Annotated in this window: 20 protein-coding genes, 1 tRNA gene, 1 rRNA gene and 2 pseudogenes; 14 read left to right on the top strand and 10 right to left on the bottom strand. The window is 49.8% G+C overall.

The window, feature by feature from the left end:
* Nucleotides 1–243: 243 nt before the first annotated feature.
* Nucleotides 244–1,775, bottom strand: a 16S ribosomal RNA gene (locus PGN_RS01015).
* Nucleotides 1,776–2,122: 347 nt separating this feature from the next.
* Between PGN_RS01015 and PGN_RS01005 the strand changes: the two genes are divergently transcribed.
* Nucleotides 2,123–2,419, top strand: coding sequence for a hypothetical protein (locus PGN_RS01005; RefSeq protein ID WP_230847036.1), 297 nt, complete (start codon nucleotides 2,123–2,125; stop codon nucleotides 2,417–2,419).
* Between the two features lie 110 nt (nucleotides 2,420–2,529).
* On the opposite strand, the gene PGN_RS12135 is transcribed toward PGN_RS01005, so the two are convergent.
* A complete protein-coding gene (locus tag PGN_RS12135) occupies nucleotides 2,530–2,913 on the bottom strand; it encodes a hypothetical protein (RefSeq protein ID WP_269464929.1) in 384 nt (127 codons plus the stop codon).
* Between the two features lie 145 nt (nucleotides 2,914–3,058).
* On the opposite strand from PGN_RS12135, the gene PGN_RS00995 reads away from it, so the two are divergent.
* Both PGN_RS00995 and PGN_RS11700 read left to right on the top strand, forming a co-directional pair.
* Nucleotides 3,059–4,144, top strand: a complete 1,086-nt coding sequence (locus PGN_RS00995) for an IS5 family transposase (protein ID WP_012457332.1) — start codon at nucleotides 3,059–3,061, stop codon at nucleotides 4,142–4,144.
* 3 nt (nucleotides 4,145–4,147) lie between these two features.
* Nucleotides 4,148–4,340, top strand: a pseudogene (locus tag PGN_RS11700) (hypothetical protein).
* On the opposite strand, the gene PGN_RS00990 reads toward PGN_RS11700, so the two are convergent.
* The 3 genes and pseudogenes from PGN_RS00990 to PGN_RS00985 form a co-directional block, all read right to left on the bottom strand.
* Nucleotides 4,298–5,470 (bottom strand): AAA family ATPase, encoded by a 1,173-nt coding sequence (locus tag PGN_RS00990; protein WP_012457331.1) that lies wholly within the window; start codon nucleotides 5,468–5,470, stop codon nucleotides 4,298–4,300. The pseudogene PGN_RS11700 and the gene PGN_RS00990 overlap by 43 nt on opposite strands.
* A gap of 70 nt (nucleotides 5,471–5,540) precedes the next feature.
* A pseudogene (locus tag PGN_RS12130) lies at nucleotides 5,541–5,700 on the bottom strand (DNA methylase).
* A gap of 3 nt (nucleotides 5,701–5,703) precedes the next feature.
* Nucleotides 5,704–6,789: an IS5 family transposase gene (locus PGN_RS00985; RefSeq protein WP_012457330.1), complete on the bottom strand. Its 1,086-nt coding sequence runs from the start codon at nucleotides 6,787–6,789 to the stop codon at nucleotides 5,704–5,706.
* A gap of 312 nt (nucleotides 6,790–7,101) precedes the next feature.
* Here PGN_RS00985 and PGN_RS00980 point away from each other — a divergent pair, with 312 nt between their 5' ends.
* From PGN_RS00980 to PGN_RS00960, 5 genes are read left to right on the top strand one after another with little or no spacing between them, the layout of a single operon-like run.
* Entirely contained in the window at nucleotides 7,102–8,649 is a 1,548-nt protein-coding gene (locus PGN_RS00980; RefSeq protein ID WP_012457329.1) for a glycine--tRNA ligase, read from the top strand.
* On the top strand, nucleotides 8,646–9,203 hold the full coding sequence (locus PGN_RS00975; protein WP_012457328.1) for an FKBP-type peptidyl-prolyl cis-trans isomerase: 558 nt from the start codon (nucleotides 8,646–8,648) through the stop codon (nucleotides 9,201–9,203). The genes PGN_RS00980 and PGN_RS00975 overlap by 4 nt, the downstream gene beginning before the upstream one ends.
* Nucleotides 9,200–9,970, top strand: a complete 771-nt coding sequence (gene surE, locus PGN_RS00970) for a 5'/3'-nucleotidase SurE (protein ID WP_004583692.1) — start codon at nucleotides 9,200–9,202, stop codon at nucleotides 9,968–9,970. The genes PGN_RS00975 and surE overlap by 4 nt, the downstream gene beginning before the upstream one ends.
* A gap of 36 nt (nucleotides 9,971–10,006) precedes the next feature.
* Entirely contained in the window at nucleotides 10,007–11,158 is a 1,152-nt protein-coding gene (gene lpxB / locus PGN_RS00965) for a lipid-A-disaccharide synthase (RefSeq protein WP_012457327.1), read from the top strand.
* Entirely contained in the window at nucleotides 11,155–12,054 is a 900-nt protein-coding gene (locus PGN_RS00960) for a helix-turn-helix domain-containing protein (protein WP_012457326.1), read from the top strand. Before lpxB ends, PGN_RS00960 begins: the two co-directional genes overlap by 4 nt.
* An 853-nt stretch (nucleotides 12,055–12,907) precedes the next feature.
* Here PGN_RS00960 and hemG read toward each other — a convergent pair.
* The 3 genes from hemG to PGN_RS00945 are packed head-to-tail and all read right to left on the bottom strand — an operon-like array spanning nucleotide 12,908 to nucleotide 15,759.
* The gene (gene hemG / locus PGN_RS00955; protein ID WP_012457325.1) at nucleotides 12,908–14,305 is read right to left on the bottom strand and encodes a protoporphyrinogen oxidase; all 1,398 of its coding nucleotides are present in this window, start codon (nucleotides 14,303–14,305) and stop codon (nucleotides 12,908–12,910) included.
* Between the two features lie 3 nt (nucleotides 14,306–14,308).
* On the bottom strand, nucleotides 14,309–14,734 hold the full coding sequence (locus PGN_RS00950; protein ID WP_004584619.1) for a SufE family protein: 426 nt from the start codon (nucleotides 14,732–14,734) through the stop codon (nucleotides 14,309–14,311).
* Between the two features lie 23 nt (nucleotides 14,735–14,757).
* Nucleotides 14,758–15,759 (bottom strand): M28 family peptidase, encoded by a 1,002-nt coding sequence (locus PGN_RS00945; RefSeq protein WP_012457324.1) that lies wholly within the window; start codon nucleotides 15,757–15,759, stop codon nucleotides 14,758–14,760.
* Between the two features lie 329 nt (nucleotides 15,760–16,088).
* Here PGN_RS00945 and PGN_RS00940 point away from each other — a divergent pair, with 329 nt between their 5' ends.
* The 3 genes from PGN_RS00940 to PGN_RS00930 are packed head-to-tail and all read left to right on the top strand — an operon-like array spanning nucleotide 16,089 to nucleotide 17,983.
* Nucleotides 16,089–16,835 (top strand): 16S rRNA (uracil(1498)-N(3))-methyltransferase, encoded by a 747-nt coding sequence (locus PGN_RS00940; protein ID WP_012457323.1) that lies wholly within the window; start codon nucleotides 16,089–16,091, stop codon nucleotides 16,833–16,835.
* A 45-nt stretch (nucleotides 16,836–16,880) separates the two neighbouring features.
* Nucleotides 16,881–17,771: a TraB/GumN family protein gene (locus PGN_RS00935; RefSeq protein WP_012457322.1), complete on the top strand. Its 891-nt coding sequence runs from the start codon at nucleotides 16,881–16,883 to the stop codon at nucleotides 17,769–17,771.
* Nucleotides 17,772–17,797: 26 nt separating this feature from the next.
* Nucleotides 17,798–17,983, top strand: coding sequence for a hypothetical protein (locus tag PGN_RS00930; RefSeq protein WP_012457321.1), 186 nt, complete (start codon nucleotides 17,798–17,800; stop codon nucleotides 17,981–17,983).
* Between the two features lie 121 nt (nucleotides 17,984–18,104).
* On the opposite strand, the gene PGN_RS00925 is transcribed toward PGN_RS00930, so the two are convergent.
* Nucleotides 18,105–18,177 (bottom strand) — tRNA-Pro (locus PGN_RS00925).
* 227 nt (nucleotides 18,178–18,404) lie between these two features.
* A complete protein-coding gene (locus PGN_RS11000; protein WP_143733416.1) occupies nucleotides 18,405–18,515 on the bottom strand; it encodes a DUF1661 domain-containing protein in 111 nt (36 codons plus the stop codon).
* On the opposite strand from PGN_RS11000, the gene PGN_RS12250 reads away from it, so the two are divergent.
* From PGN_RS12250 to PGN_RS00915, 3 genes are all read left to right on the top strand, one after another.
* Nucleotides 18,484–18,690, top strand: a complete 207-nt coding sequence (locus tag PGN_RS12250) for a DUF1661 domain-containing protein (RefSeq protein ID WP_013816026.1) — start codon at nucleotides 18,484–18,486, stop codon at nucleotides 18,688–18,690. The two genes, PGN_RS11000 and PGN_RS12250, sit on opposite strands and share 32 nt — an antisense overlap.
* Before the next feature lie 768 nt (nucleotides 18,691–19,458).
* On the top strand, nucleotides 19,459–20,964 hold the full coding sequence (locus tag PGN_RS00920; protein ID WP_012457320.1) for an amino acid ABC transporter substrate-binding protein: 1,506 nt from the start codon (nucleotides 19,459–19,461) through the stop codon (nucleotides 20,962–20,964).
* A gap of 59 nt (nucleotides 20,965–21,023) precedes the next feature.
* Entirely contained in the window at nucleotides 21,024–21,695 is a 672-nt protein-coding gene (locus PGN_RS00915) for a porin family protein (protein ID WP_012457319.1), read from the top strand.
* Nucleotides 21,696–21,706 lie beyond the last annotated feature (11 nt).

Raw genomic sequence — 21,706 nt, 5'->3', positions numbered from 1 at the left:
GGAATATCCGCAGGTTATATTCGTTTTATTCATACGTCGAACAAATATGGCTTTTCGCCGTGCAGTAAAGTTTTTCGGATAAAAAAAAAGCCGAGAGCCGAAACCGAAGGCGATATATGGTCTTTTCTTCTTCCCCCGATCGGATAAATCTCCGACACCGGTTCCGTTGCAAAAAACCCTACCTTCAACCAATTCTCCTTAATTTTTCGGGCAACCGTTTATGTCAATCGGTCCGAACTCCAGAAAGGAGGTGTTCCAGCCGCACCTTCCGGTACGGCTACCTTGTTACGACTTAGCCCCAGTCACCGGTATTACCCTAGTGCGCCCCTTGCGGTTACGCCCTTCAGGTACCCCCGACTCCCATGGCTTGACGGGCGGTGTGTACAAGGCCCGGGAACGTATTCACCGCGCCATGGCTGATGCGCGATTACTAGCGAATCCAGCTTCACGGAGTCGAGTTGCAGACTCCGATCCGAACTGGGGAAGGGTTTAGAGATTCGCATCCGGTCGCCCGGTAGCTGCCCTTTGTCCCTCCCATTGTAACACGTGTGTCGCCCCGGATGTAAGGGCCGTGCTGATTTGACGTCATCCACACCTTCCTCACGCCTTACGACGGCAGTCTCGGTAGAGTCCTCAGCGAAAACTGTTAGCAACTACCGATGTGGGTTGCGCTCGTTATGGCACTTAAGCCGACACCTCACGGCACGAGCTGACGACAACCATGCAGCACCTACATAGAAGCCCCGAAGGGAAGACGGTTTTCACCATCAGTCATCTACATTTCAATCCCGGGTAAGGTTCCTCGCGTATCATCGAATTAAACCACATGTTCCTCCGCTTGTGCGGGCCCCCGTCAATTCCTTTGAGTTTCACCGTTGCCGGCGTACTCCCCAGGTGGATTACTTAACGCTTTCGCTGTGGAAGCTTGACGGTATATCGCAAACTCCTAGTAATCATCGTTTACTGCGTGGACTACCAGGGTATCTAATCCTGTTTGATACCCACGCCTTCGTGCTTCAGTGTCAGTCGCAGTATGGCAAGCTGCCTTCGCAATCGGAGTTCCTCGTGATATCTATGCATTTCACCGCTACACCACGAATTCCGCCTGCCGCCGCTGAACTCAAGCCCGGCAGTTTCAACGGCAGGCTGAACGTTGAGCGCTCAGGTTTCACCGCTGACTTACCGAACAACCTACGCACCCTTTAAACCCAATAAATCCGGATAACGCTCGCATCCTCCGTATTACCGCGGCTGCTGGCACGGAGTTAGCCGATGCTTATTCTTACGGTACATTCAATGCAATACTCGTATCGCCCGTTATTCCCGTATAAAAGAAGTTTACAATCCTTAGGACAGTCTTCCTTCACGCGACTTGGCTGGTTCAGGCTCTCGCCCATTGACCAATATTCCTCACTGCTGCCTCCCGTAGGAGTCTGGTCCGTGTCTCAGTACCAGTGTGGGGGATAAACCTCTCAGTTCCCCTACCCATCGTCGCCTTGGTGAGCCGTTACCTCACCAACTAGCTAATGGGACGCATGCCTATCTTACAGCTATAAATATTTCCTTGTAATATCATGCAATAATACAAGTGTATGCGGTTTTAGTCCGTCTTTCAACGGGTTATCCCCCTCTGTAAGGCAAGTTGCATACGCGTTACGCACCCGTGCGCCGGTCGCCATCAACCTTAGCAAGCTAAGATCATGCTGCCCCTCGACTTGCATGTGTTAAGCCTATCGCTAGCGTTCATCCTGAGCCAGGATCAAACTCTCCACTGTCATATTTGTGTGTTTGTTTGCTTCTGTTATTATCGCTCAGACGCCGATTATTACCCTTTGGATAATTCGATTTATCAGGTAGTACACCTCGGTTTCTTTTTCTCTCTCGGTCTTTTCGTTTTTCTCTTTGACAGAGTATATGTCCTCGTCGAGAGACGGTTTCGTCAATAACAGCCGGTAAATCCGCCCTCCTCTCTCTGCGAGGGGGCAGAAATCCTGCAAGAAATGGCGAAGCCCTTCTCTCTCCTTCTTGTACTACACTTTTGTTCTTCGTATGAACAATGTCAATGATCGCGCTCCGACTGCCCTCCCCAATCTCCGGATCGAAACCCTTCATGTGGCGGACAGTGGGTGCAAAAGTAAAACCTTTTTCCGAATCGGCAAAATCAATCGGCTCTTTTTTCAGGGCTGACGCTCATGAAAAAGCTCGTCGCCTGATCCCCCCCAAAAAAGAATCCCGACGCGCTCGGCGGAACAATTCCTCTATCAATCGGGCAGGAATCGCTTTTGCGGTCACAAAAGTACGCCTTTTTTCTTTACAGACAAATCTTTCAAATTCTTTTTCAACCGGTTCGACAAAAAAAACAGCCCCCGAAGAAAAGGACCCCTCCCAAGAAAGAAGACAAAAGGAAGCGGATATATAATTATGGTTCGCGCGCGTAAGAGAGACCCAAAAGGAGCGCAAAAGAAACAGAATGAGAAGATGTTTTTTCCCTCGCGAAAAAAGATTTTTTGACCGAAAAACGGCAATCGGCTAAGAAAGGAAGAGGACACAAAGGGGAGAGAAGAGTGACATGTTTACGCCGGCTGCTGTATATTCGGATACGGCGATAGCCTTTTCGCTCTCATTCGCTACAATGGTGTAGACGGTGTCGTCCTTGGACAGCTCTATGACCAACTCCATCGGGATGCACCGAGGATAAGAGATAAGAACTCCGGCAGAACGTTCGGACTCTGCTATACTGCGAACGGGGCCTGCGGGAGGAAGTGTCTCGACGAAGCTCTTGTCCGTACCGTTCCATTTCGAACCTGTCGCGATGTTTTTGCCGGTGGGGAGTGTTTGCGACTGTGCTGTCATCATGAGGCCGATGAGCCCCCATACAGCGATCATCAGGCTCTTTCTTAAAAATGTGCTCATCATACTTTTTTATTTGAAGGTTATGAATAATGGTCTGTATGAGACCTTTGCACGGCGATTGGTGTGTATTTTGCCTGTTAATTCATTGTATAATAGGGAGTTATTTTGTATATTTGAGTAGTAAAAACAGCATAATATTCCTCCCATGGCATACCAATTCAAGAATACCGATGAGCATGTAACATTTGCAGACGCACTCCTTTCAAAGCGTTATCGCAAAGCACAAAACGACTTCCTCAATCAGGTTGACAGGCTTATCGATTGGCGTCCGATCAGGACGCTGATCAACAAGAAATACACGAAGCGACAAAATGCCATCGGCGCCCCGGCTTATGACGTGATTCTCTTATTCAAGATGTTGCTTTTGGAGACATGGTACAACCTCAGTGATTGTGCTTTGGAGGAGCGCATCAATGATTCAATCACCTTTTCCCGATTCTTGGGACTGAAGATGGAAGAGGTATCTCCCGACCACAGCACCATCAGTCGATTTCGTTCGGCACTGACAGAGTTGGGTCTCATGGACAAACTATTGGCGCAGTTTAACAAACAACTTTCGCGCCATCACATTTCGGTCAGGGAAGGGGTGCTTGTCGATGCAAGCCTTGTGGAGACGCCACATAAACCCAACGGAACCATTACGATTGAAGTCGCAGACGACAGAGAAGACAATCGGAGCGAGGAGGAAAAAGAGGCAGAGGAGGATTATCAAAAACAGGTTGTCCGTCAGCGTAAAGGGACGGATGAAGAAGCCCGTTGGGTTTACAAACAAAAGCGTTATCACTACGGATACAAAAAGCATTGTCTGACCAATGTTCAAGGCATTGTTCAAAAGGTGATAACGACTGCAGCGAACCGCAGTGACACGAAGGAGTTTATTCCGCTATTGCAGGGTGCAAACATACCTCAAGGCACAGCCGTCTTGGCGGACAAAGGATATGCTTGCGGGGAAAATCGTTCCTACCTGCAAACCCATCACCTTCAAGACGGCATTATGCACAAGGCACAACGCAACAGGGCATTGACCGAGGAAGAGAAGCAACGAAACAAAGCAATCGGTCCGATACGGAGCAGCATCGAACGCACCTTTGGCAGTATTCGCCGGTGGTTTCATGGCGGACGATGTCGATACCGGGGACTTGCCAAGACCCATACTCAAAACGTTCTTGAAAGCATCGCCTTTAATTTATACAGAACCCCGGGGATAATTATGTCCTCATCCGTAGGATAAGGCATAACCACCCTTGAGGAGCTCGTACAAGTAGCTCCTCAAAGGGGGGATTTACAACTACTTTCACTCCTTACTGCCACCCCTTTCACTCGCTCCTTTTATGCCAAGAACTCCTCTTCCCTCCATCTCCTTATTTTTCAAAGGTCTCCTGTATTATGGTCGGGAGGTCATTCGCCAAAAGTCCTTGGTGCCGTAGAGGGTATTGATCCACATGGCAAAAAGTTTGTCCGTGACACAATAGACCTTGTTGATCTCGGTGATAATGTCCTTGTCGAGCAGTTTGTTTGCAGCCGACTGTACGGAGCTGGCGGAGATCAGGTTGTGACGTTTGATGAATCCGGTAGACGTGATACGCTCGGCTTCTCCCTCCTTGGCGATGGCATAGAGGAGGGTCTTTTGCTTCTCGGGGATATTGGAGAGTATCTCGCGGAATATGGTATCGTTCGATGCTATCATATTGTCGATGGCCGACTCGATGATCTCCGGCGTACATACTTCGCCCTCGGGCGTGTCTGCGAAAGCCTCGTTAAAGGTCTTCTGTATATAGAAAGTATGCCCTTTGAAGAGCCGGTAAACCCGTGCTGCATCATCGGGCGAGATGCTGCGATCGCGTTTCTCGAAATGCCCTACGATAAAGGGGATATAAACATCCGCCTCGATGGCCTTAAGCTCCAGCATATCGGCACTGTGGTAAAACGGGCGTGCAGCCGAGGCAAACATCTCCTGCATCATGTGCCGTTCGCTGCCGGCGAAAATGAAATTGCAGTTGCGGAGCTTTTGGATATGAGTGCGCAGAAGAGCCTCGATATTCTTCTCCGGATACTTCGCAATCTGTTGGAACTCATCGATGGCAACAACACAGGGCCTGTCCGCATCGGCCAAATACCGGAAAATCTCCTCCAACGTGTATTCGGGATGTTCGATGTCGCCCAGCTCGATACCGAAGGTCGGCATTCCGCTTACGGGATCGAACCCGAACCTCCCACTGATCGACTTGAGGGTGCGGACGAAGAGGTTGATCATCTTTTTGCTCTGTGGCAGCAGAGTCTCGTATATCTCGCGGCCGAGCAGGTAAGTAAATTCGCGCAGGCTCGATGTGTGGAGGATGTCGATAAAAAAAGTATAGTAGTTCCTGCCGATTTCTTCCTTGTCATAGCAGAATTGGATCAGTCCCGTTTTCCCCATTCGACGTGGCGAGATAACCACCGAGTTATTGCCATTTGCAATGGATTTGATGAGGCGCGCCGACTCGGATTCTCGGTCGCAGAAATATTCCGGTTCGATTTTTCCCGTCACGACAAACGGGTTTATCTTCCTGTTACTCATGGCAATCGCTTTTCTTGCAAATGTATTTATTTAATCCGAATTATGCGAATCGAATAACCCGCCCCATTTTTCAAACTTCTATAAAGAGACCTTTGAAAAATAAGGAGATGGAGGGAAGAGGAGTTCTTGGCATAAAAGGAGCGAGTGAAAGGGGTGGCAGTAAGGAGTGAAAGTAGTTGTAAATCCCCCCTTTGAGGAGCTACTTGTACGAGCTCCTCAAGGGTGGTTATGCCTTATCCTACGGATGAGGACATAATTATCCCCGGGGTTCTGTATAAATTAAAGGCGATGCTTTCAAGAATGTTTTGAGTATGGGTCTTGGCAAGTCCCCGGTATCGACATCGTCCGCCATGAAACCACCGGCGAATACTGCCAAAGGTGCGTTCGATGGTGCTCCGTATCGGACCGATTGCTTTGTTTCGTTGCTTCTCTTCCTCGGTCAATGCCCTGTTGCGTTGTGCCTTGTGCATGATGCCGTCTTGAAGGTGATGGGTTTGCAGGTAGGAACGATTTTCCCCGCAAGCATATCCTTTGTCCGCCAAGACGGCTGTGCCTTGAGGTATGTTTGCACCCTCCAATAGCGGAATAAACTCCTTTGTGTCACTGCGGTTCGCTGCTGTCGTTATCACCTTTTGAACAATGCCTTGAACATTGGTCAGACAATGCTTTTTGTATCCGTAGTGATAACGCTTTTGTTTGTACACCCAACGGGCTTCTTCATCCGTCCCTTTACGTTGACGGACAACCTGTTTTTGATAATCCTCCTCTGCCTCTTTTTCCGCCTCGCTCCGATTGTCTTCTCTGTCGTCTGCGACTTCAATCGTAATGCTTCCGTTGGGTTTATGCGGCGTCTCCACAAGGCTTGCATCCACAAGCACCCCTTCCCTGACCGAAATGTGATGGCGGGAAAGTTGTTTGTTAAACTGCGCCAATAGTTTGTCCATGAGACCCAACTCTGTCAGTGCCGAACGAAATCGACTGATGGTGCTGTGGTCGGGAGATACCTCTTCCATCTTCAGCCCCAAGAATCGGGAAAAGGTGATTGAATCATTGATGCGCTCCTCCAAAGCACAATCACTGAGGTTGTACCATGTCTCCAAAAGCAACATCTTGAATAAGAGAATCACGTCATAAGCCGGGGCGCCGATGGCATTTTGTCGCTTCGTGTATTTCTTGTTGATCAGCGTCCTGATCGGACGCCAATCGATAAGCGTGTCAACCTGATTGAGGAAGTCGTTTTGTGCTTTGCGATAACGCTTTGAAAGGAGTGCGTCTGCAAATGTTACATGTTCATCGGTATTCTTGGATTGGTATGCCATGGGAGGAATATTATGCTGTTTTTAATACTCAAATATACAAAATAACTCCCTATTATACAATGAATTAACAAACAAAATACACACTAATCGCCGTGCAAAGGTCTCTTATACTATACAGACCAAACTGAACCATAGACCCAGAAAAAACTAAACTTTAGGACTCCGTTCGAGTGCTTCTTGCTAAATTTTTCTTAGTGTTGCGTTTATTTGTGGGATGTGTACCTCAAATCGTTTAGGAGACTATTGAAGAAAAAGGATTATTTTCGCGAGGTAAAATGTAGGAATACAATAAGATTCACACATCAAGATAGCATGGCACAACAGGAAGATCTCTTCAAAAAAATAGTCTCACACTGCAAAGAATACGGCTTCGTCTTTCCTTCGTCCGAGATATACGACGGTCTGGCAGCTGTGTACGACTATGCACAATACGGTTCTGAACTGAAGAACAATATCAAACGCTACTGGTGGGAAAGTATGACCCTGCTGCATGATAATGTGGTGGGCATCGACTCTGCCATCTTCATGCATCCTTCGATCTGGAAAGCTTCGGGACACGTGGATGCGTTCAATGATCCGCTCATAGACAACAAGGATTCCAAAAAGCGTTATCGTGCGGATGTACTCGTGGAGGATCATCTGGCCAAAATAGATGAAAAAATAGCAAAAGAAGTCGTCAAAGCAGCCAAACGCTTCGGCGAGGCATTCGACGAGGCTCAATTCCGTGCCACCAACGCCCGTGTGATCGAATATCAACAGAAGCGAGATCAGATACACGAACGCTTTGCTACTGCACTGAATGACAACAATCTGGAGGAAATCCGTCAGATTATCCTCGACTGCGAGATCGTCTGTCCGATCAGCGGTACGCGTAACTGGACAGAGGTGCGCCAGTTCAACCTGATGTTTGCCACGGAGATGGGCTCTACGGCCGACGGTGCCATGAAGGTATATCTTCGTCCCGAAACGGCTCAAGGCATATTTGTCAATTTCCTGAATGTGCAGAAGACGGGACGAATGAAGATCCCTTTCGGAATTTGCCAGATCGGCAAGGCTTTCCGGAACGAGATCGTAGCCCGTCAGTTCATCTTCCGGATGCGCGAATTCGAACAAATGGAGATGCAGTTCTTCGTACGACCGGGTGAAGAGCTGCAATGGTTCGAGAAGTGGAAAAACCTCCGTATGCAGTGGCACCGCGCCCTCGGCTTCGGAGACGACAAATACCGTTTCCATGATCATGACAAGCTGGCACACTATGCCAATGCTGCCACCGATATTGAGTTCGAGATGCCATTCGGTTTCAAAGAAGTGGAAGGAATCCATAGTCGGACTGACTTCGACCTCTCTCGCCACGAAGAGTTTAGCGGCAAGAAACTGCAGTATTTCGATCCCGAACAGAACAAGAGCTACGTGCCGTATGTAGTGGAAACCTCCATCGGACTGGATCGGATGTTCCTGACGATTCTCTTCGGATCGTATTGCGAAGAAGAGACTTCCAACGGCGAGATGCGCGTAGTGCTGAAGCTGCCCGCAGCATTGGCTCCCGTGAAGCTGGCCGTACTCCCTCTGGTTCGGAAGGATGGTCTTGATGCGAAGGCTCGGGAGATTGTTCACGACCTCCGTTTCGACTTCGCCTGCCAATACGATGAAAAGGATTCTATCGGCAAACGCTACCGCCGTCAGGATGCAATCGGTACTCCTTTCTGTATTACGGTAGATCACCAATCGCTCGAAGACAATACCGTGACCATCCGCTATCGCGACACGATGGAGCAGGAGCGTGTGGAGATCAGCCGTTTGAATGCTATTATCTCGGAATATGTAAGCCTCAAGAGCTTGCTCAAAAAGATAGACCTATGAAAACGAAAAAAAATATCATCATGGCCCTTGGGCTGATGCTGGTAAACATCCTCCTTGTTTTCTCCTCGTGCGAGAAAAGACCGAATGAGGAAAAACAGCGTCGTCACGACAACGAAGTGGCCTTCAACGCCTATGCGGACAGCACCAACTTCAAGAAAGTATCTGTCGATGGTTCGACCGCATACGTTTACATGCGCTGGATAACAAACGGTACGGGCACAGAGCATCCGATCGCCACTTCCCGTGTGGAGGTCCACTATCAAACGTATCGTTTGGTAGGAAATATCATGGTAGACGGAAACTATAACTCCGAAAAGCCGGCACGTATTACACTTTACAGGAATGAGAAGGATAAGTCGATCACCGGCTTCCGTATTGCTTTGCAGAATATGGTTATCGGAGACGAGTGTGAGTTCATCGTCCCCTGGTATTTAGCCTATGGAAGTAAAGGCGTCCCTGCATCGAGCGCAAATCTCGTACCCATCCCCTCCTATTCCGCACTACGTTTTATCGTAAAACTAAGTGGCATTATTCCTGAAGAAGACAAGAAATGAAAGCCGATCCGATTGAAATTTTAGTTTCGAATGACGATGGTTTTCGAGCACAGGGTATCCGCGAGCTGGCAGAAGCCCTGCGCCCATTAGGGAATGTCACGATCGTAGCTCCCGACGGGCCACGATCCGGGGCTTCGGCTGCCATTACCTCCACTCTCCCCATCAAGCTCAAGCTTCGGCACAGAGAGGAAGGCTATACGGTATACAGCTGTACGGGGACGCCGGTAGATTGTGTGAAGTTGGCGATGAACACAGTCTTCAAGGAGCGCAAGCCCGATTTGCTGGTCACGGGTGTGAATCACGGCAACAATGCCGGCATCTGCGTAATCTATTCCGGCACGGTGGGTGCTGCGATGGAAGGATGTGTGTGTGATGTACCGGCTCTGGCCGTTTCACTGGACGACCATAGCGAGATTTGCGATATGAGTCATGCCACGGCCTATGCCGTGCATGTCAGTCGTATGATCCTGAAGAATGGCTTGCCTCAGGACACGATGCTAAGCATGAATGTTCCGAAGGGAAAACCTTTGGGGCTAAAGCCTTGCGCCGTTACGGACGGTCGTTTTGTCGACGAATACATGGCTTCCGAAGATGCACGGGGCAATGCTGTGTATTGGATGACAGGACGTCAGATCAATAAAGGCACCATAGAGGGTGATTTGGAACTGATGCATGCGGGCTACGTTACACTATCTCCCATCAAACTGAATATGACTTCGAGACGTTATCTGCCTGTCTTGGAGGAACTTCTCAAGAGGAGCGTCTGATCTCCTCTCCCCTTTCCCTGATTTTCTTTATTGCGTATGCGCTATTTCATCGTAGCCGGCGAAGCCTCGGGCGACCTGCATGCATCCAATCTGGTTCGTGCCTTGAAAGAGCATGACCCGGAAGCCGTGTTTGCATTCATGGGGGGGGATTTCTTGTCCGAGGCTACCGGAGAGCGACCGATCTTTCATTACAGGGAAGTAGCCTTCATGGGCTTCATTCCGGTACTCACGCACCTCGGTGTCATCCGCCGCGCGGGCGAGCATGTGCAGGAGCAGATGCGAGCATTTAACCCCGACGTTGTCATCGCAGTGGACTACCCGGGCTTCAATATGCGCTACGTACTTCCGTTTGTACGCGAAGAGCTTGGCAAGCCGATAGTCTATTATATCTCTCCTAAAGTTTGGGCATGGAAATCCTGGCGAATCAAGACGTTGAAGAAATACGTCGATCTCATGCTCTGCATCTTGCCTTTCGAGAAAGATTTTTTTGCCGGACACGATTTTCCAGTCATCTATGTAGGCAATCCGTGCTATGATGCCGTCAAGCAACACATGCGGCCTACGATCGAAGAGCAAGAACGATCGGCCAAAGATTCTCGTCAAGTAGCCCTTCTCTGTGGAAGTCGCTTGCTCGAAGTGAAGGAGAATTTGCCTGTGATGTTGCGTGTGATGAAGCAATTCCCGGACTACCGCCCTGTCATAGCCGGTGCACCCGGACTGACGATACAGGACTATACTCCATTTTTGCCCGACGACAGCATTCCCGTTGTATTCGGACGCACGTATGAAATACTCCGAGAGAGCAAAGCAGCCCTCGTAACTTCCGGAACGGCTACGCTCGAAACCGCACTGATCGGTACGCCACAGGTCGTATGCTACTATATTCGAGGAGGTCGACTGACCAATCTGATTTTCAAGTATTGCTTTGGTACGCCTTTTATTTCGCTGACCAACCTCATTGCCGGCAGGGCTGTAGTGCCCGAACTTTTCGGAGCCTTGTTCACGGAGAAAAGGTTGGCCGCAAGTCTGTCTCCGCTCCTTGATGCTTCCTCCGCAGAGCGACAAGCGCAGTTGTCCGGATACGACTCCATCCGCAAAAGCATCGGTACGGACAATACCTCGGACAAGGCAGCCCGTCACATAATAGCTCGCTTTGCCAAAGATAACGTCCGACCATCCTCCTTATGAGTATTCATATCTGTCAGCCTGTCTCTCCCAAAGAAAAGCCGAATGGCATCCTGAACAACAGCCGACCGACCACTGCTCTGTCCGGATTGCCCGAACTCCACACGGTAGGACAAGGAGCTGATTTGGAAATCTGGACCAAAGACAGCCATGCTTTGCTCTTCCTGCTCAAAGGAGAGCCGGCCGTATTTGTCGGGCCGGAATCCGGCAATTCGCAATTGTCGGGAGATAATGTTGTCCTTTTGGCTGCCAATCTTCGTATAAGACTTAGAGCTGAAAAAGGCCCGGCTACGCTCATCTGCTTTTATTTCCATCCCACGCTCCATTTATGCCTCGGCATTTGTCCCTCTTCGGGCAATACGAAAGAATGCCGGAGACGAACCGAAATCGTTCACATCTCCTCCTTGCAACGAGAGACAATGGTGAACTCCTGGCTCCACTCTGTGATGGGATATTTGTCAGAAATGCCCGCTTCGTCCGAGATATTCGAGCTGAAACTGCGCGAACTCTTCTGCATCTTCCGCTCACGCTACGAAAAGCCGCTTTTAGACAACTTTCTCTCCTCATTCCACTGTCAGAACAAGGGCTTTCGTGCCTTCGTATTCCGACACCATTTGGAATGCCGATCGGCAGAAGAGCTTGCAGCCAAAATGAATCTGTCGCTCAGTTCTTTCAAACGTCACTTCAATCAGGAATTCGGTTGTCCGCCACTCAAATGGATGCATGAAGAAAGGGCCAGGCATGTCTACACGGACTTGGCCGATCCGTCTCTGTCTCTCAAGGCAATAGCGGAAAAGAATCTCTTCTCCTCTGTCAGCTATCTCTGTGCTTTCTGTCGCAAGATGCTCGGCAATACACCCCTACAACTTCGCAAGGCAATGGGGCAACAGCCCAAATAAGCCCCTCCCTTCCTTTTTCTTCTCCATTCGCCGCAGATCGATCTTCAGGATTGCTTTTGTCGGATGAGACCTTTCGGCAATAAGCAGGTACTTTATCCCTTTATCCATTCATTTTACAGTGTGTCGGTCGATTGTTTTGTGTGTTTATGGTATGATCTCAATGACACAAAACGATGGCACGACAAGGAAAATCATCCGACGAGAAGAGGTCTCATTCAGAGACGTCATGTCAGCGAATCGATACAGGAAAGCCCGGAATGTATTTTCGAACCAAGTCGATATGCTCATACGAGAGGATACTATGGTCTCGCATGAGAGGATACTATGGTCTCGTATAAGAGGATACTATGGTCTCATATGAGAGGATACTATGGTCTCCTATGAGAGGATATTATGGTCTCACATGAGAGGATACTATGGTCTCCTATGAGAGGATACTATGGTCTCATACGAGAGGATACTATGGTCTCACATGAGAGGATACTATGGTCTCACATGAGAGGATACTATGGTCTCATATGAGAGGATACTATGGTCTCACATGAGAGGATACTATGATCTATTGATGGAAGATGCTATCTGCTCTGTGTCGGATGGCAGGTTCGGGGAGTGGGAGGTTCCGTGCGAGCTGTTAAACCGATAGATGAGATTGTCACACGGCATTTTCCGGGAGATTTCATTGTCAATTGACTGTTTTTCAGCGTCTGTATATAGACATAAATAGTATCAAATCAAGAGTCGTTTGCTTGGCTTGTCGGGCTTATGAATTTGTCCTGAATAAATAGAACAGGGCGAAGAGAGGGGTGAGCCGATTGGGGTGTAGCTCGCAATGAGGGAAAAGCAAATGTCGTGGTCAGCCTCTGGCAGAGCGTTCGGCGATGGCTGTCTCTTCTATGATACTTCGAGCCATTTCCACACCTTGTGAGATACGATGTGCCATACCTATTCCCCCATGCATATTGCCACCCAAATGCAAGCCCGGCCAGCGCATTTCCATCCGCCGGATGATGTCTTGCCGAAGTTCCGTATCGGCGTAGTACTGCGGTATGGCATGGCGGTGGCGTGAGATGTGCAGCAGATCCGGCTTACAGGTGTGAGGTATGTGCAGCATATCGCGCAGCTCTTCCATTGCAATCGTGCTGATCTCCTCGTCGGAAAGGTCTATGAGCGAAGCATTTCGCACCCCACCCATGAATATGGAATAGAGTGCGCCCCCTTCAGGTGCTCTGCCACGGAAACAGTCCGAAGGGAACAGGATGCCGAGGATGCGACGATTTTCCCTCGAAGGGATCAGGCAACCGAAAGCCGGCAGGTGTGTGGCAACATTCCGGCGGAACCCTACGGCAACCTCTATCATGGGTGCATAATAGAGCTGCTCGAACACGGCTGATTCATCCGCAGGGAAGCGGTCGAACAGTGTGGGGATATGGTGCGCTGCCACCGTACTCACCAAGTGGCGGCAAGGAATGGTGTGCTCCTCTTCCGAAGCATCCGTATAGGTAAGGCCGAAGGTGTGTGCTCCCGGGTGATTGATGTATCGGATTTGCGTTTCCGTCAGGATGTGTTCGCGTCCGATATAGTCAGCCAAAGCTTCGACCAGAAGACCGAGTCCCCCTTGTACGGAAAAGACCTTGCGCGAGGCTTTGCGGTCGCGTTCGTTTTGTGGCTGTCGGGCTTTTCGAACGGCACCCAGTACGAAGCTGCCGTATCGCTGCTCCAGATCGTATAGTTTGGGCAGGGCAAAGCGAGTAACCAGTTGGTCGGCATCTCCTGCATAAATACCTCCGAGGAAAGGATCGACTGCGTAGTCCACAAAACTTTTGCCCAGCCGGCGACGAGCCAAGGCTCCGACCGTCTCATTGGGTTGTCCGCCTCTCCGGCGGAAGGGTTCGCCGAGGATACGCCATTTGTCCCACAGGGAAAAGAGAGGAGTAGCGACTGCCTCGGCGATGTTCCTTGGAAGGGGATACAGTTTGTTGCCTTTCCATATCAGACGGTTAGAGGCCGCAGGAGTGGCTATCTCAGGTTCCAATCCGAGCAGTTCGAATAGCTCGGCTACTTCCGGAGAGGAGATCGTGCCGGTATTCGGCCCTGTCTCGAACACGAACCCGTTCTCTCTGTAGGTGCGTATCTGTCCGCCGATATGAGCAGCTCGCTCCAAAACCAGAACAGGCCTGCCGGCAGCTCTGAGGAAAGCGGCTGTGGTCAGTCCGGTGAGCCCGGCTCCTATGATGACGGTCAGATGATCCATGAATCAGGCCTCCCCTCCTTCAAAGGCAAGGGCATAGAAACGCATCTGCTTGAGCATGGAGACGAGGCCGTTGGAGCGTGTCGGCGAGAGATGATCTTGCAACCCTACTTCGCGAATGAAGTAGAGATCGGACGAAACGATGTCTTTCGGTTTCTGGTCGTTCAGTATCCGTAGTAGCAGAGCCACTATCCCTTTGACGATGAGGGCATCGCTATCGGCGCGGTAGTGCACCTTGCCATCTTGCAGGGAGGCTGCTATCCATACGCGACTCTGGCAACCTTCGATAATGTTCTCCGGCACCTTATCTGCAGCATCCAGTTCGGGTAGGGCACTGCCCATATCGATCAGCAGTTGATAACGATCCATCCAATCATCGAAAGCGGAGAATTCCTCGATGATCTGATCCTGTATTTCGTTTATACTTGGCATGGGATAAGCTAATGAGTGAATAGTCAGTGTGAAGCGGCTTTCACCTGTTCGTCCAAATATCGAATGACGGTTTCGCCCACGGCATCGAGTACATTTTTGTCGATGATCTGCATATTGTCCCTCTGGGTATGCCAGTGGTCGCCGAAGCCATGTTCGTTCTTGGACGAGTAATTGATAATATCGATGCAGGGGATCCCCAAATTCTTGATCACAGGTACATGATCATCTGTCAGAGCGCCTCCGTCGGCTTGGATGAAGTAGTTGCCATATCCTAATGCGGCTGCCGTCTGCCATACGGCAGAGATCAACCCCGGGGCATAGCTCTTGGAGAAGTACTCCCAATAGAACGTAGCTCCTTTGGCACCAACCATATCCAGCAGGATGCCGGCTTCGGCCTTGTAACCTGCTACGTGCGGATTGCGGCTCCAATACTGTGAGCCGAGACACCACGATTCGTCATCGCCATAGCTACCGTAATCCTCTGTGTCGAAGAATACAATATCGATGCCCATGCCCAAATCCTTCTGTTGTCCCAGATAGCGCGCTATCTCCAATAATACGCCTACTCCGCTGCCACCATCGTCTGCACCGTCGAAGGTCTCTGTGTGCATAGCGGGGTTGGCATCCTGATCGGAGACCGGCCGCGTATCCCAGTGAGCCATCAGTAGCATACGCCCGGTGGCTTCGGGGCGGTATGAGGCTATGATATTGCGCATGGGCAGCATGGTGCCATCATGCGCTTTGATTTCGGCTGTCTGCTCTTGCACCGCGGCACCAAAGCTGCGAAGCGTGGCCACGAGCCAATCTCCACAGGCACGATGCGGAGCTGTGCCGGGGATGCGAGGGCCAAAGTTCACCTGACGCTGCACGAAGGTGTAAGCCGAGTCGGCCGAGAAGAGATCGGCTTGCACCGTTTCGGCCTGTTCAGTCCGATCGCCTTGGGTTTCACTTGTGTTATTGCCGTTGCAGGCAGAGAGTGTAGCAGCCAGTAGAAAGGCTGCTCCTGTTGTTATCAGTCTTTTCATATCGTTCTTTCCCTGATAGTGCAGGGCAAAGGTGGGGAATTTTGACGAATTGCCGTTCGTAAATTATGAATAGGCACACAACTTTTATGTCTTTATAGCGTGTTGTTAAATCTATCCTAAAAGAATGAAAGGCTTATGAGAAACAAGTACATAATTCCATCCGCAATGTCGATGGCAAGGTATATGGGCGTATAGACGTGCATATAATGCGAGAAGAATCCGGGGTGTACCCTTTTCCCGTTTCTTGATTCGCCTTTCGCGCTGCCGATGGCTCTATTCGATAAGAATGGACTACTTTTGGTACAGAAACCATGGTAGAATGATTCAGTATGTCCCTCCCCTTATTCTATGCGCCCGATATAGAGCAGTCCGACAGACTGCCTGACGACGAAGCCGGCCATATCTTGCGCGTCCTGCGTATGCAGGCAGGCGATCGTCTCCGTCTGACCGACGGGCGAGGTTCGTTCTTCGATGCCGTCATAGAAACTGCCGATCGCAAGAGCTGTTATGTAAGCGTATGCGGACAGGAGTCGTGGCAAAAACCTTGGCGAGACAGGATTACCATTGCTATTGCCCCCACCAAACAGAGTGAGCGGATGGAGTGGATGCTGGAGAAGTTGGTGGAAATAGGGGTGGACGAAGTGGTCTTTATCGAATCCGAACATTCCGAGCGTAGGCGTATCAAAGCGGAACGCTTGGAGCGCATCGCAATTAGTGCGATGAAGCAGTCGCTCAAAGCCTCCTTTCCCGTGATTCGAGTCAATATCCCCATACAAACTGTAATTGCCGACACTCCGAAGGCAGCTGTTCGTCTTATCGCTTATGTGGACGAAGCTGTTCGAGCCGAAATAACCCAAGGCCGAGGCTATCCGTCGGATTTCTACCACGTAGGACAGGATGTACTGATTCTAATAGGGCCGGAAGGAGACTTCTCTCCGTCTGAAGTGGAGTCCGCCTTGCTTGCCGGATTTGCACCCGTTTCTCTTGGAGAGAGCCGCTTGCGAACGGAAACGGCAGGTCTCGTTGCTTGCCAGTGGATACATACGCTGCAAGCCTGCTACCGCATTGGCGAATGATGTTATTGTATAACTCCTAACAACGTTGATATAATTATGAAGATTATGAAGAAGACAAGACAAACGATTCTTTTTTGGTTCTTTCTCCTCGTCGGTTCCTGTGTCTTTGCACAGGAAGTAGGCAAACGCGATGCCCTCCTGTGGGAAATTTCCGGAAATGGGCTGACCGAACCGAGCTATTTGCTCGGCACCTGTCATATAGTGCCTTATACTTATACGGATAGTATCCCCGGCTATAAGGATGCATACGTATCTGTTCGTCAGGTAATCATCGAGCATGATGTTCGTCCCGAATCCCTGACAGCCTTGATGCCGCGCCTGCAAGCAAACATGATGCTACCGAGCGATACCACTTATGCCATGCTCTATTCTCCTGAAGAGCTGGAGGAATTGAACCAATTCCTCCAATCCGCCGGCATGGGTTCTGTCGACCAGATACCCCTCCGCCCCTCTATCGTTTCTTTCTTTGTCAGTATGGGGGCCGAGACTATGCGCCTTCAGGGGCAAGAACCGATGGATGTCGGCGTTGTCGTTCATGGACTCGCTGACGGAAAAGAGGCCGTATTTTTCGAAACGCAGGATGAGGCTTGGGATGCTATGCAATATCTCCTCTTTTCCAAAGGTCTGAAAGAGCAAGCTAAAGACCTGCTTAAGACTATTCGAGATATACAAAAGGAGCAGAATCCTTTAGCCAAACTTGTCAGGGACTATAAGGCTCAGCAGATAGAAGCCGTGTTCGAAGGTCAATACATGACACCTCAGGATATGGAGCGTTTGGTCCATAGACGTAATGCACGATGGATGGAAAAGATACCTGCGCTACTGTCTGCAAAGCCCACTCTCATAGCTGTAGGAGCCGGTCACCTCATCGGCGAAAAAGGACTGGTGCAGGAGCTTCGCACTCGTGGCTACAAACTCCGCGCTCTTTCGCTCTGATTTTTTCCTCTTTTGACAATGACATAATGAAGCTCCGCAAATCACGTATTACACGTATCATCACTTTTCTGATATTGGTCATCTTCGTCGCCGGCATAGTGGCCTATTTTCTGCTTCCCAAGCCTGAACAGCGCCAGATCGTCTTGATGGGAGGTGCTTTGCTGGTCTTGAATTTGCTGCTGATGCAGTTCTTTTTCGGCAAAAACATGTAACCTATCTGCCCTTTTTGCAGACCCCTCCGTCAGTTCTCTCTGTTTAGGGAGTGGTGAGGATTTGCATTTGTTACAGACAAAAAACGCCGTCAATAATCCCAAAGGAATATTGACGGCGTTGTCGGGATGAGAAGACTCGAACTTCCGACCTCCACGTCCCGAACGTGGCGCGCTACCAACTGTGCTACATCCCGATAGCGGACGCAAATATAGCAATTATTCTTATTCGGTTGCGTTTTTCTCTCTTTTTGTTGGCTGTGCAGATTCCACAAATAAATGCAACACTAAGGTGAATTTGGGAAGAAGCATTCGAACGGCGTTCTGAATCCGAGTTTCTTTCCTGGTCTGTGGTTCGGTTTGTTGTGTATAATGGAGATCTGTTTGGTTGACGTGTACTGAAAAAAGTTGACCTCCCCGAGTGTCAACTTTTTTCAGTACACGTCAATCGGCCCGATTGCGGTTCGTGTTTTCGGGAAAACACGCGCGAGAATTTTTTCGTTTTGGTTCCAAAAATTTTTAATTCTCGCGCCAAAACGAAAAAATTCTCGCGCCACTCTTTTTCAAATGCGAATCAGGCCTGTTTGCGAACCACAACCACTAAAACAGCTTTGTCGATCGAATTGTCATATTCTCCTATGCTGTCAGTTCACGGCGATACTTCACCGATGCTCCCATGCATACGCATGCAGTCCCTCCTCATTCGTTAGATTCGCCCCCCTAATCCTACGAAAAGTAATTTTGAACGCCAAGTTCGTTTATTAAAATTTGTGTTTTCGCTTGCTTTTTTGTTTCTAATACAATATTTTTGAGACGATAAACGCATAAATCCCAACAGTTACCATCTTGAGACCATTGTACAAAGAGGCTGTTCTTTTTCCTCGCTTGTTCCTGGTGTGTTTTTGACCATTCTCGTCTGTTTTGCAGCTTGGGGACTAATATTCAAGGTGAAGAACACATCTAAATGCTCAAAAACACAAGGAAACTTGTTCGGTATTGGTGAGCTGGATTTGTGCAATGGTCTCTATATACGGAGTTTCCGGCCTCGTTATGACGCATCGCCTTCTAAGGTATTCGATTGCAGCTTCGGGCATTCAGAAGCACATTGCTTATTGCTGCTTCCATCACACCTTTGCAATACTGCAGCTCGCAGCAAGTACAGGCATCTACACGGGCTCGAAGATGCTCACGCGCAAGAATGCTCCACAACCCAAATCAATAGCAACCGACTGAAGTCGATAAACCCGGGGAATCTGTCGTTAGGCCTTACTTTTCCAATGACCAATCCGGGATAACCTTAAGCAACCATGTCTTTCGATATTGAAATGGCTTGATTTATAACGAAGACATTAACCCCACGTAGCTCTCTTATATGGAGATTGCAAAGAGGATAACACATTTGCCTGCAGAGTCGTTATTGTTACCTTTGCCCCATCTCACCTAATAATAAATAGGACTAAAAAAGAAAGGGGGAAACCATGACAGATCATGTATTCCGGATAAAAGGTCTTTATATCCTGCTGATAACGTGTGTGCTGATGTCCGTAGTATCGGCATCCGGTCAGACGCGTAGCAGGACAAAAGTACACGTAGTGCAAGCCAAAGAGACCGTTTATGGACTGGCGCGCCAATACGGTCTGTCGGAGGATGATATTTATACGCTCAACCCTTCGGCCAGACAAGGGATCAAGGAAGGGCAGACTCTGCTCATTCCGTCCAAACCGGTCCGGGCCAATAGCAAAATATCCGCCGCTCGTCATCCGAGCGAACACATTATCCGGCCACAGGAAACGCTCTACTCCATCAGCAGAAAATATGGATTGAGCGAAGAGGAACTGATGAAAGCCAATCCGGGTATATCTGCTACCAACTTCCCTGCAGGCCACAAACTACGCATCCCCGGCAGCGATTCCACGGCTATGGCTTCCTCCCCTACGACATCGCAGTCGGAGGCTATAGAGGTCGGACTGATGCTCCCTCTATCGGGCAATACCCAGCGATATGTGGAATTCTACGAGGGTATGCTGATGGGGCTGAATCGTCTGAAGAAGAGAGGAGTGTCGGTGACTTTGCGCGTTTACGATGTGTCCAATACGTCTGATGCAGAGGATGTGATCCACAGTGGTGAGCTCAATGACTGTCACCTTATTATCGGAGGAGCTTCCAATGACCAGATAGCGGCTATATCACGCTATGCAGATCGACGAGGTATCAACTATGTGGTACCGTTCAGCTCCGGCAAAATAGCAGGAAAGGCTTCGGCCAACCTCTTCCAAATCAATCCTCCTCAAGAGTACCTCTATCCGCAGGTTGCGAAGCTCTTTATGCAACGATATGCCGATCGGACAGCTGTGTTCATCACCGGTGCCGGAGAGATCGAGCCTTGTGCCGCCTTCATCATGTCGGAGATGGACAAAGCAGGCAGACCCTATACGAAAATCTCTTCCGATAGGGAGCAAGGGGAATTGGTCAAGCTGCTCCGATCCGACATGCGTATCGTCATCATGCCCTGCATGACAGGCGAGAGCATCCTCCGCCGTATGCTTTCTCTGGCCGATGGCAATGGCAAGGCAGAGTTGGTTACTTTCTTCGGCTATCCCGAATGGCAGTCCTTCGACAGAGACCTGCAAGGACGGATGAGGAAATACGGCTCTTCGTTTTACTCTTCTTTCTTCTTCAATCCGGCACAGCCCGAAAGCGAACAATTCCTTTCTCAATACTACGCCTGGTACAACCACAAGGTGTCAGGAGGCTTCCCCAAGTATAGTGTCCTCGGCTATGACATTGCCAACTACTTCATCGGGGGCTTGGCCTCATATGGCCGTTCTCTCAGGAACAACCTCCCCATGCTTCCCTCTACGGGGTTGCAGACGGACTTCCAATTCCGCGAGATAAGGGGAGATAGTGGTTTTGTCAATCTGAATCTCTTCCTCGTCACGCTACGCTCCGACGGAGGGGTGGATCGTGTGCCCGTATCTCGATAACTCCTGCTATGCACTGCTCCATACTTTCCCTGTCCATACCGGCTCATCCAAAGAGGAATATGATTCGTAGAATAGGTATCAGCCTTTTTGTTTTCCTATGTCTGATAAACTCGGCCACAGCCCAAACGTCCAAGCTGTCGCTACGTGTACAGGTCGGGGTAGCCGGAGGCGTTTCGGCCAATAAGGTGCTCTTCAATCCCGCTGTGGACCAAAAGCTCTTGTTGGCTCCTTCGAGCGGTCTCATTGTACGGGTAAATGAGGAGAGTACGGGCACCTTGAAAGTGGGCCTTCAAGCCGAAGCGAGCTACATTCGCTTAGGATGGGAGGAGAAATTTGACGAAAAGCCGGACAATGCCTATCGTCGCACATTCGATTGTGTGACGATACCTCTGCTCACACACATTAAAATCCGGCAAAGAGGTCTCTATGCTTTTCTCAATTTGGGGCCTCAGTTCGGATTCATCATTGCAGAGAAAACCGTCAAGCAAGGCTCGGACTTCACCGAACTGCAGCAGCGACGCTATGCCCAAGGTCTGCACGGACGTTTCGAGTGGGGGTTGGCCGGAGGTCCCGGATTCGGATTCGATGCCGGCCGACTGGGAGCCTTCGAATTGGAGGGACGGCTATACTATGGCTTCCATGATCTCCTCAACAACCGGCAGCAAGACCCTCACGGCAGATCCTCGAACCTGACTCTCGGCGTCAAGCTCAACTATCTCTTCGGCCTTTAAGTTTGTTGTCT

Origin of the sequence: Porphyromonas gingivalis ATCC 33277 (genome assembly GCF_000010505.1) — a bacterium.
Taxonomy (GTDB): domain Bacteria; phylum Bacteroidota; class Bacteroidia; order Bacteroidales; family Porphyromonadaceae; genus Porphyromonas; species Porphyromonas gingivalis.
The sequence above is the reverse complement of the archived record's forward strand: the minus strand, read 5'-3'. Positions and strand labels throughout refer to the sequence as shown.